A 14,345-nucleotide genomic window follows, 5' to 3' on the forward strand; every position below is an offset into this window, starting at 1 on the left:
CTTTTTGTATTAGCTCTGCAGTGTTTTTAAATCATGATCATTCAATTGAAATGCTTGTTTAATTTTGTCCTCCAAGTTTTTTGTTACTCTTCGCTTACCCACTTCAACCAGTGCAATTAAAGAAAAACTGCAGTTCACCGCTTGAGCAAAGCTGCGCTGATTCATATTGTAGTTTTTCCGAATGTTTTTTACCATCTCTTTATCCATTTACACTCACTCCGCTTAACTCAATATACTTTTGTCTATTCAAGTTCAAGTCACATGTTCATCTAGCTGCCGACAGAGCGTAAGAAAGTGCTGCTGTTCTTCTTCTTTATAGCATGCAAACAGTTTTTCAACTTCTTGCTGCATGTCTTTCTCAGCAGCTCGAATGACTTGTTTCCCCTTGTTTGTAAGTTCAATCATAACTTTACGCCGATCATCTTTTGAATGGTAGCGCTCCACAAGATTCAGTTCATACAAACGTGTAATCGATGCTGTGATAACGCTTGGACTCGCCTTCATTTCGTCTGCCACTTTGGTAACAGGTATTGTATGTGATCGTTCAACAATCAGTAAAATATGATATTGAAAAGGGGTAATTCCGTAATGCTGTAAAAGACTTTTTACATTTGTCATTACTTTTTTGTTTAAAGATATTGAAATTTTTTGAATTTCTTCACCAAATATCAGTGGATCCATCCACCTCACCGCCCCTTTCTCTCTAACATGTCTTATGATGAACGTTAGATTTCTATAGCTCCTTATGAATTTATACTTTTGGGAGCTGGAAGCATACGAATATCTTCCTCTTGAGCTTCTGATTTCTTTTCTTCGACTACTTTATCTTTACGTACGTCACGAAGGAAGAAGCTTAAAATCAAACCGATAACAGAAATCGCTGTTGCCCAGTAGAAGGCATCGTTAATACCTTGAATCGTACCTTGCTGCGTCATTTTTCCAGATAAAATCGTGAGCGCTTGCTGCTGAGCTTGATCTTGTGATAAATGCAAAGTAGCGGCCACTTTTTGGACGAATAAATGAAAGCTATTCATAAAGAATGGATCTGACGTATTCATGGAACTGCTGATTTCATTTACATGATACGTTGTACGGTTCGTAAAAATCGTCGTCATCAAACTAATACCAATTGAACCACTTACTTGACGAAGCGTATTAGACATTGATGTTCCGTGACTGCTTAGTCGCTGCGGAAGCTGATTTAAACCGGCTGTCATAATCGGCATCATTAAAAGTGACATACCAAACGAACGGATAATATAAATCCCTAAAATATGATTAAACGGTGTATCCATCGTCAGCTTCGTAAATTCAAACGTTGAAATAGATGTAATGAGCATACCAACGATTGCTAGCGGACGAGGTCCCACTTTATCAAACAATGTACCTGAAATTGGCGACATAACCAGCATAACAAGTGCTCCAGGAAGTAACAGGAGTCCTGAATCAAAAGCAGAATAGCCGCGGATGTTTTGCAAGTAAATTGGAAGTAAGAACATACCTGCGTACATACTGATTGTAATTGCAATACTAATAATATTCGATAATGAAAAGATATTATATTTAAATACCCGCATATCCAACAGCGGCTTTTCAGATTTAATTTGCTGAAGGACAAATATAATTAACAGCACTGCCCCGCCAATGATTGTAGAAAGAACAACTGGATCCGTCCAGCCGTCATTTCCAGCTTCACTGAATCCATAAAGCAATAACCCCATACCTGCAAGTGATGTCACAACAGAAGGCATGTGTACTTTTACATCTTTTGGAGGCTGAATATCTTTTAATTGAAAGAAAGCAATAATCAGTACAATGGCACCTAATGGCACCATGCCGTTAAAAAGGATGTGCCAATCATAGTTTTGAATAACCCATCCAGATAAAGTTGGACCAATAGCCGGTGCGAACATCATGGCCAATCCAAAAATCCCCATCCCTTTTCCTCGCATGTGAGGAGGGAAAATAAACACAATAATAGTCATGACAAGAGGCGATAAGACACCTCCGCCAATAGCTTGAATTAAACGGCCTGTAAGCATAATGGGAAACGTAGGTGCAATTCCGCAAATCAATGATCCTACTGTAAAACAAAACATTGCAAATAAGAACAAGCGACGTACACCAAATCGTTCAATTAAAAAAGCTGAAAGCGGAATTAACGCCCCGTTCACAAGCATATATCCAGTTAACAACCACTGAGCTGTATTTGCCGTTACGCCAAACTCAGTAATCAAATGCGGGATGGCTACGTTTAGTAACGTTTGGTTTAATATTGCAAGAAACAAACCAAGCATTAAAACAATTAATAGCGGAATATGCTTTTTGATGGATCCATCACTTGTGTTTTCTATACTGGCTGTCATCATATTTCCTCCCTTCTTGAACTGTTGTAGTAAGAATTAGTCTTTCGAAATTTTCACTTCGGCGTTCATACCTGGCAGAACATGCTCTGAATAATTAGAAATAGAAATTTTCACAGGAACCGTTTGAGACACTTTTGTGTAGTTTCCATCTGAGCTTGAGTTGGATGTTAAAGATGAAAGTGAATTGGTTGCATATCCAATTTCTTCGACTTTACCGTCGATTTTTGCACTGCTGTCTCCGTCTACCGTTACATCTACATCGTCGCCTTCTTTAATATCCTTAAGCTGATCTTCTTTAATATTTGCTACGATAAATAGGTCTTTCATATCTACTTCCGTTGCAATTTGCTGTCCAGCTTGAACCATTTGATTTTCTTTTACGTTTGTTTGAATAATTTTTCCATCTGCTGGTACTGTAGCAGCTACAGACCCTTTTTCAGCTTGAATTTTAGCAATTTCAGCATCTTTTGATACATCATTTCCTTCTTCTACTGTCCAGCTTGCTACTTTACCTGCTGCAGGTGCAACTACATTGTATACATCTCCGGATACTTTAGCGTTATCCGTTGTAATATAGTTCGATTTTTGAACGTAATAATATCCTCCTCCAATTAATAAAGCTAAAATAACGATGATTCCAATAAAATTTGTTACCATTAAGCGACTTCTAGACATTCATTACTCCTCCTTAATACTTCAATAATAAAATTACTTTTTTATATAGCTTTTTCATAAAGATATTATCCCCATCTATTATGAGATATGTTTCTTTATAATCATCTATTTGGTTAACCACCTAAATAACTTTATCATAAAGATATTTTTTCGTAAAGATATTAATTTAAAAATAATAATGGTGGTTAAAGATAATCATTGCCATCCTTTACAATTGTTTCATTTTATTTTAGAGTTAGTTTATATATGTCGGTAGTGTACAAGGAGATGGAAGCTAGCATGGCTAACAATTTAGAGTCAAAAATTGAACACCTTTATCAAATTAACACATCTTTTTTTCAATATATGCGACATTTAGTCGAAGAAACATTAAAAACACAGCCTTATCACTTAACACCCACTAAATTTTATATCTTAAACTACATTGCCAGCGGCACAAAGTATATGGTAGCAGATATTTCAAATAAACTTCACTTAACCTCGGGCGCTACAACTAGCTTATTAAATCAATTGGAAGAAGAATCTCTCATTAAGCGCGTGCGAGACGAAAAAGACCGGAGAGTCGTGTGGGTTTCATTGACCGATGAATCAAAGAAACTTGTTTCAATAATTACAGAGAAGCGAAATGGATTTTTAAAAGATATGCTGTCAGCTCTAACTGTAGAAGAACAGGAAGAATATTTTCGCTTATTAAATAAAATGGATGCCCTCTTAAGCGATAAATATGGATTTTCATATTAGGATCCTAAAAGAGCCCCGTTTCGAATAGAAACGGAGCTCTTTGTTATTTTAGAAAGCAGAGTTTATTAGTGCAGCTGCTTTGTCAGGAAAATCGATAAAAGGATTTCGGTTGCCTTGCAACTCAAAGATTGCTGCATTGCGATGTTTTTCATAAAGTGAAACAGTAAATTCTTCATGCCATTTTAGTAAAAGAGGAAGATCTACTCGCGAAGAGTCAATTTTATTATGATAGCGAATTAAAAAATAAAGAGTTGATCGAGCCACAATTCCTTTTCCATATTCGGGTTCAAACTTACCTTTTTCTGCTTTGCCACATCCTTCTTTCACATCTGATTGCTTTACTTCCGGCGTATAATCCGGGAAGTCAATATAAGAAGAATTACCTCTTCGACTGTTACAAGAAGGTTCACACGCAAATAAATGATGCAAATCGCCTCTCATAGGCTCTTGTTTCCCAAACCAAGATTGCGGGACAACGTGCTCACAGTTTAGCAGTATATCATTGCTTGAAAGAGAGGAGTTACTAAGCGACTGAAGTTGATCAATATCTTGCTGTATAGTTTCTAACGGATCCATCCCTTTCCCTGAGTATAGACTTTTCAGCTCCCCATTCTCCTGTAGATCCACCCATGGATATACATATTTATGCGGCGAATAACTTAGCAAATGCTGATGCGTTTCCTTTAACAAAGTTTGCATGGCTTCTCTTTCAAAGAGCGTATCTTGATAATAAAGATTTTTATTTTCTTCATCTGTCTTTTCATCATAATAACTTCGATTGTTTGCGTATTCGTGATAAAGAGCTTTTGCCTGCTGCTTTTCCATCATTAACATATCTAAACTGCTTCTCATCCGATCACCTCTGAAGTCATTTGACGTTGAATTTCACGCAACAGCTTTTCAACAACGGTCAAGTGCACAAATCCGTTTCCTACTTCTCTTGGTGATTCATTTAATGGAAGGGTTCTTCTGATTAACTGTGCATAAAGCTCTGGTTCTGTAAGTTCTCTTCCAAACATTTCATTTGAAAGAACTTTTATCAATCCTAAGGCCCCTGCTACGTGAGGTGTTGCCATAGAGGTTCCGCTCAGTGCAGCATACTTTCCATTCAAGTAAGTTGATACGATCTTCTCTCCCGGAGCCACTACATCTACTTCGTTGTTTGAGTTGGAAAACAACGAAGATCGTTTCTCTAAATCAACAGCTCCTACGCTAATCACTTCATTATATGACCCTGGGTACGCAAACTCATCTGTGGAGCCTTCTCCATCTCCTTCATTTCCCGCTGCGCAGACAACTAAAATATTCTGATCAACAGCATCTTGAATCGCTTCATGTAGCTCAGGCACATCCGACGGACCTCCAAGCGACATCGAAATGATATCTGCTTTTTGCTCGATGGCGTAGTTAATACCTTGAATAATCCACTCGTATTGACCTGAACCATTTCCATCAAGTACTTTTAGGATAAGTAAGCCCACTTCAGGAGCCACTCCTACAACACCCGTTCCATTATGCGCTGCTGCAATTGTGCCTGCTACGTGAGTGCCGTGACCATTATAATCTTGAAAAATATCTGGATTTTGTTGATCATCTTGTGTAAAGTTTTTTCCTCCAATAATTCGCTCCTGCAAATCTGGATGTGTAACATCACAGCCAGTATCCAAAACCGCTATGGTTATTCCCCGTCCCTTTGTTTGCTTCCATACTTGCTCTGCTCCAATTAGAGCGACTCCTTCTGGGACTTCATTAAATTGATTCAATTGTTCAACTACTTGAAATGGGATAATGCGCACTTTGCTCTTCATTCAGATTCCCCCTGCAGGATTAAATGGAAGCTGGTTCATGGTGGGATCACTTTTAATCGCTTATTTTTGGAGCTTACTCATCGAGGTTTGTTACTTCTAAACTTATTATAACACAAAAATAGAACGCATGTTTGTATTTTTGTAAATTTTTTTGCAAATAAATAAAAAGCAGAAGCGAAATTTCCGCCTCTGCTTTTTATTTATTGTTGGTTTTTAGAAGAATCAGGAACGGCACATTGACCATCTGCACAAAAGGCATCATCTGCGCCTTCTGGAGAAAGGCTCTTCAAAGCGGGAGTCGGATTTTCTTCTTCCCATACTTGTTGGAGAGCTCCTACAAATGTTTCGATTGGCTGTGCACCTGAAATCGCATATTTTTGATTAACAACAAAATATGGAACACCGCTAATACCATATTGCTGAGCCGTTGCTTCATCACTGCGCACTTCATTTGCGTATGCGTTTTTATCCGCGAGAATTTGACGTGCTTCTTCTCGGTCAAGACCTGCATCTTCTGCAATAGCAACCAGCGTCTCTTTTTCACCTAGATGTTTTGATTCAGTAAAGTATGCATATAAGAGTTTTTCTGTAATGGCTGCTTCTTTTCCTTGAGCTTTTGCAAATTTAGCTAAGCGGTGAGCATCAAATGTATTAGTTGGCTTCATATCGTCAAAATTAAAGGATAAGCCCACACTAGCTGCCTGCTGTCCGATTCCTTCATTTGCTTGCTTCGCTTGTTCAATCGTCATTCCATATTTAGCAGCAAGAGCTTCATTAATCGTTTTGCCAGTATCAACTGGGGCGTTTGGATCCAGCTCGAAGCTTTTAAATTCAACCTGCACATCATCTTTGTGTGCAAATTGCTGAAGCGCTTGCTCTAATCGGCGCTTTCCAATATAACAAAAAGGACAGACAAAATCTGACCATACTTCTATTTTCATCGTGACACCTCTTCAATTCAAGATAATTCTTATCGTAGCATACCTTTGAAGAAACTCCATCATAACTTGCTCACACAAAGCAAAAAACACGGTGTTGATTTACATACTAAGTGTATTAAATCAACACCGTGTTTTTATCTCACTTATTTTAAATTCATTGCTTTTAGAAGTGCATCATGTAAATACGTATTTTCGTATACTCCAGTAAATCTTTCTGAGCCGGCACCCATTGCATTTAAAGGAACGTCTGATGACGTATGCTCTTCAGTTGTCCAATCCGCAACGAACTGCTCTTTTGAATGAGCGATTGCAAATGGCCCATCTTCTTTTGATGCTTCATCTCCACCGTTATCTTTATTGTCTACTTTTTCAAGTGCTAAACCTCCGGTTGCATGGTCAGCTGTTACTAATACGAGAGTGTCTGGGTGTGTTTTAGCATAAGCTTTAGCCATCTTCACCGTATCATCAAGCTGCTTACCTGCTTTAATCATGAGTTCAGCATTATTATTATGAGCCATTTCATCAATGGCTTCCTCTTCTACTACAAGAAAGAACCCTTTTTTATTTTGTGATAGCGTATTGATTGCTTTTTTTGTCATGTCTTTTAGAGATACTTGAGGGTTGTACACATCACCTTGGCCTTCAGGAGCTTGTTGAAACATTTCTTCATTAGCAAACAGACCAAGCAATTTTGTTCCTTTAGCATATTTTAATTCATTTTCGTTATTAACGTACGTATACCCAAGTTTTTGTGCTTTGTTTACTAAGTTTCCTTGCGTTCCTTTGCTTCCTTCAGTTTTATCTTCTGGCGGGGCATCTGGATGTGCACCTTCATTTCCTTTTGTGTACCAATAATCTTCTCCGCCACCTAGAATCACATCTACTTTACTGTTTTCAAGATACTGCTTCGCGATGTCACTTTGAGCACTTCGATCTTTAACATGTGCGCCAAAAGCAGCTGGAGTTGCGTCTGTTACTTGACTTGTTGTCACAAGCCCCGTCGTTTTCCCAGCTAATTTTGCTTTTTCTAAAACTGTTTGAACAGGCTTTCCTTTCATATTTACGCCAATAGCGCCATTATAACTTTTAACTCCTGAAGCCATGGCTGTAGCAGCTGCAGCAGAATCCGTAACAAATGAATTTCCTGAAGATGTATGGACTCTCCCTACTGCCGGCATATCATCCATTGCTAACTTTCCATTTGCTCCTACGGCGGCCAGTCGGATCGCATCACGATGATCGGTACCCATACCGTCTCCAACAAAAAGAATAACATTTTTAGCTTTTTGGTTATTTACGCCTTTAGCTGCTTTAGCATCTGTTGGTGAATTTGTTCCAAATGCTAGCGCTGCTACAGTTACCGCTGATAATACTGCCGCTCCAATTGCACGTTTTTTCATTGTTTACACCCTTTACTGTTTATTATTGACATAACTTAACTGTACACGCAGTCTGTTAAATCAACTTGAATAAAAGGTTAAAGGTGTGTAAAAATATATAAACTTCCATTTACAATGCATGAAAGAGGCTTTCCTTTTAGCTAATCAATACTTGGCGGAACTTCAAGCCAGCCTTTTTTAATCATAATTTCTGTTGCTTCGCTTGCATATTGAAACGCATCTTCTCCTATCAGCATCATTTTAGCCACAATATCTCTTCGAAAACTAAATGCTGCTCCAAACGCCTGACTTCCGATACTGAAGTTACTTAGTAAAATATCGCATGTCAGCATCAAACGATCCGAAAAAGCAGGCGTTTCAGAAGTCGTTATGCTTCCTGTTGAGGCAACAGAAGGTGAAATATCGTCTTGTATAATTATTTCTTCAAGTCGTGTAATAATTTTTTTACTGAGCTCTTTTCCTTTCAAAAAATGCTTTTTCACTTCGGTATCTGTCGCCGTTTGAGAAAAAGCCTTCATTAACTTCATCCCGACAATGTTTGTTTCGACTCCATGATAAATCTGCGCTAGCTCCATCGTATTTAATACTCTTTTGTCCGCAAATACATTTAAGCCGCTCAGATATTTTCTATTCGAAACAAACTCAACGGTAGTTGGCATTGGAATATAGGGTGGGCGTGATAAAATTCCTTTTCTCAATAAGTACTGCGTACAGGAATCGTAGCACTCTTGCGTAATTTTTGTTAAATCTTGATAAAGTTTCACCACATCTTCTCTGTAGGCCTTGCCTAAACTTAATGTATACATCCCCATACTAATTTCTTTGATGACACGAAGAAACATAATATCAAATCCGTTAGTAAATAGTTTTGGAGCCTGTACATTTACGTCTTGAGATGAAAGCCCCGTTGGCACTACCGCTCCTTCTTTTTCAAATATTGTTTTTATTTTCCATATGTATATAATAAGCTGCTCACGCAAGTCCGTCATAATTGTTTTAGCATCTTCATCATCCGCATGTTCAATCATATAATCTAACAAGCAAATAATTAACGTTTTCTGCTGATATGTCATCCACAGCGTCCCAATTTCGCTTGAGGTAATACTAGGTTTGTCAGGCACTGTTACTTCCCTCCGCTTCTTCAGATTTGTTGAGTACGTCTGCTTCTTTGAAAAGAGAGCATACTCATTGTACATTTACTTATCATTATGCTATCCAACATTCTTTTTTTTATTTAAATCTCTAACAAACAGCTTTTCAGGCAACAAAAAACAGCTCCGATTACAGAGCTGTTTTTACGTTTAATTTGTATAGTTAAGATTCTAATTAATATGAAAAGGCTCGTTTTTTATTAAATCGTTGCTACAATAAAAGTTAATTGACCAGAGAGTTTGTATTCTCCAAATTGGGTGGGGACAGTGAAAATTGCTCTTTTAATATTGTCCATTTTCTTTTAGCTGTTCCTCCAATGAAATTGAGCTGTGTATCCTCATCTACTTCTATTCCCAGCTTTTTAAAGATGTCTTTATTACGGATGCGGTATACAGGTTCACTGTCGACAATTACGCCATCCATATCAAAAATAAAAGCTAATTGATTCATCTTTACCCCTTCTTTCGTTTAAAGATTGTCACGAAAAACTTTTACTTTGTCCATGAATTTTTTTACACGATCAACATCCACATGGTTTTCAAATTTGCCGTCGTATTTAAATGTTGTACCTACAACTGCCCCATCAGCAATAGATAACTGTTCTTTGAAATTAGTGAAATTAACTCCTGTATTAACAAGTAGAATTGTATTGGGAACAGCCTCCTTTACGCGCATTAATAACTGCACGTCCGTCTTGGCCCCTGCGGTTAATCCAGATACACATAGTGCATCTGGTCTATTATTAAATACCGTAGATGTAGCAATACTTTCAATTTCCCGCTCAGCCAAATACGCAGCAGATTCAGGAACAACATTATATAATAATTTAACGTTTTGTGCCCCAATTCGATGCTGATGTCTAATTGTTTCTCCAACGTTGGTATTCCAAGTACCAAAATCACTTGCATATACGCCTGTAAAAATTTCTCTAACAAATTTAGCCCCTGTAGCAGCCGCTAAATCCAAAGATTTCTTAGCATCCCACAATACATTTACCCCAAAGGGCACTTTAATTTCCGACATCAATTCACCTATAATTCGGGCCATCGCAGCTACAGTTTCCGTTTTAACATCCGTTAAATATGGCATGCTAAACTCATTTGAAAACATAATGGCATCCACTCCGCCTTCTTGAAGAGCATGCAAATCCTTTCTTGCCATTTCTACCACATAGTCCATGCCTTTTTCATTATTAAAATATGGATCTCCCGGCAACGGTAACAAGTGACACATAGCAATAATAGCTTTTTCCGTTCCGAGTATTTCTTTTAACCACGTCATATACATTGCCCCCTTATTCTACAAATACTATATTTCAAGTCAACTAGGAAACCTCCTTCCAAAATAATTAGAAGGAGGCAAATTTTAAATAAAAATATCAAATAATAAAACGCCTCCAAAAGCAATAAACGAGAGCAGTGTTTCTAGGACCGTCCAAGTTTTAAACGTCTCTTTTACTGTTAAACCAAGATATTCTTTTACTAGCCAAAAACCTGCATCATTTACATGAGAGAACATTAGTGATCCTGCTCCTGTCGCAATAACCAGCAGTTCCAGATTAACTCCAGACATATGCACAATGATTGGTGAAACAATGCCGGCGGCTGTTGTTAATGCAACGGTTGCTGATCCTGTAGCAATACGAATTAATCCTGCTACCATAAATGCTAAGACAATAGGAGAAAGCGATAATTGCTCAGACATTTGAGCAATTGATGTACCTACACCGCTATCAATTAAAATTTGTTTAAATCCCCCTCCAGCTCCAATAATTAAAATAATAGATCCGACCGGAAGTAAAGACTCTTCCACTAATTTTTTAATCACATTTTTCTTCATTCCCTGACGCATGCCCAAAAGATAAAATGCGGCAAAGCAAGAAATTAAAAGTGCGATGACAGGACTGCCGATAAACACAAAAAATTTAGTTAAAAAGCTAGAAAGCGGTATATACGGAGCCATAACAGATAACACCATTAATAACACAGGTAATAAGATAATGAAAAATGAAATACCTGTTTTAGGTAATTTTTTAGATGAAGTGCTGACACGAATTAATTCAGGTTCCCCTTCAGGAATCACACGTTTATGCACCCATTTTGCGAATACAGGACCTGCTACTATTGCTGCTGGAAGAGCAATAACCAATGAATAGAGCAAAACTCTTCCTAAGTCTGCATTATATATTCCAATGGCTGTCATCGCTCCCGGGTGGGGGGGAACAAGACCGTGTACAATCGACAGTCCTGCAATTACAGGTAGTGCAATTAATAGAATATTTTGTCTTGTTGTTTTATGAATAGAAATTACTAACGGCAGTAAAATAACAATTCCGACTTCAAAAAAAACCGGAATGCCTATTATAAAACCAGCAAAGAGCATCGCCCATGGCAACTTTTTGATTCCAAAAAACCTAATGAAAAACTCCGCGACCTGCATGCCAGCACCTGAGTCTGACATCATTTTTCCTAAAATCGTTCCAAGCGCCAAGATTCCAACAAGGTGACCTAAAACACTGCCCACTCCTGTTTCATAAGCTCCCACAATTTTGTCCATCGAAAGCCCTGACATAATAGCCAGAAATAAACTGGCAACGGTTAAGCTGATAAAAGCATGCCACTTCCACCAAGAGACTCCTAATACAACAATAACAATTGCTAGGCATGTCACAAGCAATAGATACATATCCATACTAAATTCCTCTTTTCCCCCATTTAGTAAACGCTCTCATTTTTCAGGCGAAAAGAATATGTATTCTTCTCGCACTTCTTAAATATCGTAATTCACAATGTATTGCTGCATCTCTGTATTATAATAGCCCTCACTGTATTCGATGATATTTCCTTCTTCATCATATGAATATCGTGATCTTTTTAATAGCGCTTCTCCGGCCTGCATATTTAGTCTTTCTCCTACATAAGAATCAGCTTTTGCAACAGCAAACTGATCTCGAAATTTCTCCAATGAAATATCCTGTTCTTCAATCAAATCGTATAACGATTGTGCATTTAAGTGTGTTAATTCTATCCCTTCCATGCGCTGCATGGTTAAATAATGCGTGTAATGAATATAAGGTTCATTATCTAAATAGTAAAGACGTTCTATTCGAATGCATTGCTCACCGAACAGCGTATATAAAGTTGTTTCTGGTGCATTTTCAATTGTCTCTGCCCCAAGCAGCCTTTTTTGAATGATATGCCCTTTTTCCACCAACACTTCGGTAAAGCGTTTTCCTTTTGACAGCCTTGAAATGGATGTATTTCGAATAACTTTTGTTCCTTTACCGCTTTTTGTTTCTAAATATCCATCTTTCACAAGTTCTTTGATAGCATTTCGAACCGTAATTTTACTTACTTGAAATTCCTCTTCCAGCTGCGGTTCAGAAGGAATATTTGTTTGAATGGGATACACGCCATGCAAAATTCGATCTTTTAAGATATTTTTTATTTGCAAATACAATGGTCCTTTTTTTCGAGATACGTTCACTATTACATCCTCTACCTTTCTACATCGCCTACTGATTCTGTCATCGCTTTTTGTATATCATACTGAGATGACATAGGAGTATCGCCTACGATTGTATGAGCAAGCACTCCCGCTGTTACAGCGAATGCAACAGTTTTTTCTGCTGAAAAGCTCTCCAACTCGCCATATAAAATGCCGCTTGTATAGGCATCTCCTGCGCCTATTCTATCATAGACAGAAAAAGTAATCGTATCAGAAAATGTAAATGTATGATTTTTATATATAAAACCGCATAAAGAGTGCTTATTGTCCTTATTAATAGATCGGTGCGTGCCGGCTACGACAGAAAGGCCGTATTTCTTTGCTACCTTTGGAATTAGTTTCATCAGCTGCTCTCTTCTGCTTGCTTCTTCTGTTTCCATCTTAAGAATGTGCATAGCATCTTGTTCATTCATCATTACGATATCTGCAAGGTACAGCATATCTTCATAATGAGGTTTTGCGTTTTCATATCCTCCATCTCCCCATAGAGACGGACGGTAGTTACAGTCAAATACGACCGTACCACCGTGTTCTTTTACCGCTTTGGCAAAGGATTTCATATGGGACCGGACGGAATCATTCATTGCCAGAGAGATTCCGCAAAAATGCACCACATCTACTTTCTCTGCAATATTCTCAAAATCATATATGCCTTCAGGAGCTCTGTTGAAGCTGCTTTCTAAACGGTTGGTATATGTAACCCGGCTAGACCGGGACCCAAATCCATTTTCTAAAAAATACATACCGACATGTTTTCCGCTGCGTTTAATAAATGACTGTGAAATACCTAACTTTTTAAGATAAGATAAAGCCGCATCTCCCAAAGCATTATCCGGTAAAGCAGAAATCAAATATCCCGTATATCCGAAGTTAGCTAATCCCGCCGCTACATTTACCCCTGTACCAGAAAACGAATAGCTTAATGTATTAGCTTGAGAAAGTAATTCATATCCTGGTACTTGTAAACGCATCATTACCTCGCCAAATGCTGCAAAATTCTTAGCCATGCTGATCAACTAACTTTTTCATCTTTTCAAGTAACTCACGTACATCATCTACTTTTGTCTTTTCTGTTTTTTGGTCAATAATTGACGAATAGACATGTGGAATAATCTTTGGGACGTCCGCTTCCAAAGCAATACGCAAAATTGTTTCAAAGTTTTCTTTATCAATTCCGCCAGTTGGCTCTAGAGCGAATCCTTCTTCGCCGCAAGCTTGTGCCACAGCTCGGAATTCTTCTTCATGGCTTAACCCTTTCATAGGAAAATACTTGAGCGCGTTGCCTCCCATGTCACGTACTAGGGCAATAGCCGTTTTTACCGGTACAATAGCTTGTTCATTATGCGCTGCACTAACTGGACCAGTCGAAATATTTACGTAGCCGACTTTTCCAGTTGGGGACACTAAACTATTAATCCAGCTATCCTTTTCACCTAGATTAGCACGTGTTGCTCCAACAGCGGGAAATACTTGATTAATATGACTGCCAGCATAGTTCTTTGCAATTTCTGCTACTACAGCTGCCTGACGATTGTCTCCAGCCCCTAAACCGATTGATACTGCTTCTTCAATTTCTTTTCCGTATTCTTTCATTGCTTTTACTGCTTCTTCGACAGTAGAATAATCCTTGGATAACACGCCTACTAAGACATGCCCTTCTGCAGCCTCAAATACTTCTTTGGCATTTTCGATACTGTTTGCTAATACGTTTAACGCTGCGCGCTCTTTATAAAAACGTTTTGTAATGTTTGACAT

Annotated in this window: 16 protein-coding genes; 1 reads left to right on the forward strand and 15 read right to left on the reverse strand. The window is 38.1% G+C overall.

Features of this window, described 5'->3' with window-relative positions; translation table 11 throughout:
• Positions 1–9 precede the first annotated feature (9 nt).
• The 4 genes from AC4NPH_RS07450 to AC4NPH_RS07465 all read right to left on the reverse strand — a co-directional run bounded on the left by AC4NPH_RS07450 (position 10) and on the right by AC4NPH_RS07465 (position 3,041).
• Positions 10–207: a helix-turn-helix domain-containing protein gene (locus AC4NPH_RS07450; RefSeq protein WP_013056230.1), complete on the reverse strand. Its 198-nt coding sequence runs from the start codon at positions 205–207 to the stop codon at positions 10–12.
• Between the two features lie 45 nt (positions 208–252).
• Positions 253–681: a MarR family winged helix-turn-helix transcriptional regulator gene (locus AC4NPH_RS07455; protein ID WP_057274616.1), complete on the reverse strand. Its 429-nt coding sequence runs from the start codon at positions 679–681 to the stop codon at positions 253–255.
• Between the two features lie 62 nt (positions 682–743).
• Positions 744–2,369: a DHA2 family efflux MFS transporter permease subunit gene (locus AC4NPH_RS07460; RefSeq protein ID WP_013056228.1), complete on the reverse strand. Its 1,626-nt coding sequence runs from the start codon at positions 2,367–2,369 to the stop codon at positions 744–746.
• 33 nt (positions 2,370–2,402) lie between these two features.
• A complete protein-coding gene (locus AC4NPH_RS07465) occupies positions 2,403–3,041 on the reverse strand; it encodes a biotin/lipoyl-containing protein (RefSeq protein WP_013056227.1) in 639 nt (212 codons plus the stop codon).
• A 279-nt stretch (positions 3,042–3,320) separates the two neighbouring features.
• On the opposite strand from AC4NPH_RS07465, the gene AC4NPH_RS07470 reads away from it, so the two are divergent.
• The gene (locus AC4NPH_RS07470) at positions 3,321–3,782 is read left to right on the forward strand and encodes a MarR family winged helix-turn-helix transcriptional regulator (RefSeq protein WP_013056226.1); all 462 of its coding nucleotides are present in this window, start codon (positions 3,321–3,323) and stop codon (positions 3,780–3,782) included.
• Between the two features lie 48 nt (positions 3,783–3,830).
• Here the strand turns inward: AC4NPH_RS07470 and AC4NPH_RS07475 are convergent, their stop codons facing one another.
• The 11 genes from AC4NPH_RS07475 to dagF form a co-directional block, all read right to left on the reverse strand.
• Positions 3,831–4,634, reverse strand: a complete 804-nt coding sequence (locus AC4NPH_RS07475; RefSeq protein WP_013056225.1) for an endonuclease I family protein — start codon at positions 4,632–4,634, stop codon at positions 3,831–3,833.
• The gene (locus AC4NPH_RS07480; RefSeq protein ID WP_029324181.1) at positions 4,631–5,590 is read right to left on the reverse strand and encodes a S8 family peptidase; all 960 of its coding nucleotides are present in this window, start codon (positions 5,588–5,590) and stop codon (positions 4,631–4,633) included. The genes AC4NPH_RS07475 and AC4NPH_RS07480 overlap by 4 nt, the downstream gene beginning before the upstream one ends.
• Before the next feature lie 200 nt (positions 5,591–5,790).
• Positions 5,791–6,531 carry a DsbA family oxidoreductase gene (locus AC4NPH_RS07485; protein ID WP_098197127.1) on the reverse strand — a complete coding sequence of 247 codons (741 nt, stop codon included), beginning with the start codon at positions 6,529–6,531 and terminating at the stop codon, positions 5,791–5,793.
• A gap of 143 nt (positions 6,532–6,674) precedes the next feature.
• On the reverse strand, positions 6,675–7,931 hold the full coding sequence (locus AC4NPH_RS07490) for an alkaline phosphatase (protein WP_029324180.1): 1,257 nt from the start codon (positions 7,929–7,931) through the stop codon (positions 6,675–6,677).
• A gap of 140 nt (positions 7,932–8,071) precedes the next feature.
• Positions 8,072–9,052 carry a DUF3231 family protein gene (locus AC4NPH_RS07495; protein WP_491938677.1) on the reverse strand — a complete coding sequence of 327 codons (981 nt, stop codon included), beginning with the start codon at positions 9,050–9,052 and terminating at the stop codon, positions 8,072–8,074.
• A 253-nt stretch (positions 9,053–9,305) separates the two neighbouring features.
• Positions 9,306–9,533 (reverse strand): HAD family hydrolase, encoded by a 228-nt coding sequence (locus AC4NPH_RS07500; protein ID WP_013056220.1) that lies wholly within the window; start codon positions 9,531–9,533, stop codon positions 9,306–9,308.
• Positions 9,534–9,551: 18 nt separating this feature from the next.
• Positions 9,552–10,364: a BtpA/SgcQ family protein gene (locus AC4NPH_RS07505; RefSeq protein WP_075420561.1), complete on the reverse strand. Its 813-nt coding sequence runs from the start codon at positions 10,362–10,364 to the stop codon at positions 9,552–9,554.
• Positions 10,365–10,448: 84 nt separating this feature from the next.
• Positions 10,449–11,774 carry a GntP family permease gene (locus AC4NPH_RS07510; RefSeq protein WP_013056218.1) on the reverse strand — a complete coding sequence of 442 codons (1,326 nt, stop codon included), beginning with the start codon at positions 11,772–11,774 and terminating at the stop codon, positions 10,449–10,451.
• 78 nt (positions 11,775–11,852) lie between these two features.
• The gene (locus AC4NPH_RS07515; protein ID WP_013056217.1) at positions 11,853–12,569 is read right to left on the reverse strand and encodes a GntR family transcriptional regulator; all 717 of its coding nucleotides are present in this window, start codon (positions 12,567–12,569) and stop codon (positions 11,853–11,855) included.
• A gap of 11 nt (positions 12,570–12,580) precedes the next feature.
• The gene (locus AC4NPH_RS07520) at positions 12,581–13,597 is read right to left on the reverse strand and encodes a sugar kinase (protein WP_053487960.1); all 1,017 of its coding nucleotides are present in this window, start codon (positions 13,595–13,597) and stop codon (positions 12,581–12,583) included.
• Positions 13,590–14,345: a 2-dehydro-3-deoxy-phosphogluconate aldolase gene (gene dagF / locus AC4NPH_RS07525; RefSeq protein ID WP_013056215.1), complete on the reverse strand. Its 756-nt coding sequence runs from the start codon at positions 14,343–14,345 to the stop codon at positions 13,590–13,592. The genes AC4NPH_RS07520 and dagF overlap by 8 nt, the downstream gene beginning before the upstream one ends.

Source organism: Priestia sp. MDV22-iso46 (genome assembly GCF_058629175.1).

What these genes read in the sequence shown, in the direction of transcription:
- AC4NPH_RS07475 (WP_013056225.1), bottom strand. Translation starts at nt 4,634, where the DNA reads ATGAGAAGCAGTTTAGATATGTTAATGATGGAAAAGCAGCAGGCAAAA.
- AC4NPH_RS07460 (WP_013056228.1), bottom strand. Translation starts at nt 2,369, where the DNA reads ATGATGACAGCCAGTATAGAAAACACAAGTGATGGATCCATCAAAAAG.
- dagF (WP_013056215.1), bottom strand. Translation starts at nt 14,345, where the DNA reads ATGTCAAACATTACAAAACGTTTTTATAAAGAGCGCGCAGCGTTAAAC.
- AC4NPH_RS07510 (WP_013056218.1), bottom strand. Translation starts at nt 11,774, where the DNA reads ATGGATATGTATCTATTGCTTGTGACATGCCTAGCAATTGTTATTGTT.
- AC4NPH_RS07465 (WP_013056227.1), bottom strand. Translation starts at nt 3,041, where the DNA reads ATGTCTAGAAGTCGCTTAATGGTAACAAATTTTATTGGAATCATCGTT.
- AC4NPH_RS07450 (WP_013056230.1), bottom strand. Translation starts at nt 207, where the DNA reads ATGGATAAAGAGATGGTAAAAAACATTCGGAAAAACTACAATATGAAT.
- AC4NPH_RS07470 (WP_013056226.1), top strand. Translation starts at nt 3,321, where the DNA reads ATGGCTAACAATTTAGAGTCAAAAATTGAACACCTTTATCAAATTAAC.
- AC4NPH_RS07520 (WP_053487960.1), bottom strand. Translation starts at nt 13,597, where the DNA reads ATGGCTAAGAATTTTGCAGCATTTGGCGAGGTAATGATGCGTTTACAA.
- AC4NPH_RS07455 (WP_057274616.1), bottom strand. Translation starts at nt 681, where the DNA reads ATGGATCCACTGATATTTGGTGAAGAAATTCAAAAAATTTCAATATCT.
- AC4NPH_RS07500 (WP_013056220.1), bottom strand. Translation starts at nt 9,533, where the DNA reads ATGAATCAATTAGCTTTTATTTTTGATATGGATGGCGTAATTGTCGAC.
- AC4NPH_RS07505 (WP_075420561.1), bottom strand. Translation starts at nt 10,364, where the DNA reads ATGACGTGGTTAAAAGAAATACTCGGAACGGAAAAAGCTATTATTGCT.
- AC4NPH_RS07480 (WP_029324181.1), bottom strand. Translation starts at nt 5,590, where the DNA reads ATGAAGAGCAAAGTGCGCATTATCCCATTTCAAGTAGTTGAACAATTG.
- AC4NPH_RS07490 (WP_029324180.1), bottom strand. Translation starts at nt 7,931, where the DNA reads ATGAAAAAACGTGCAATTGGAGCGGCAGTATTATCAGCGGTAACTGTA.
- AC4NPH_RS07485 (WP_098197127.1), bottom strand. Translation starts at nt 6,531, where the DNA reads ATGAAAATAGAAGTATGGTCAGATTTTGTCTGTCCTTTTTGTTATATT.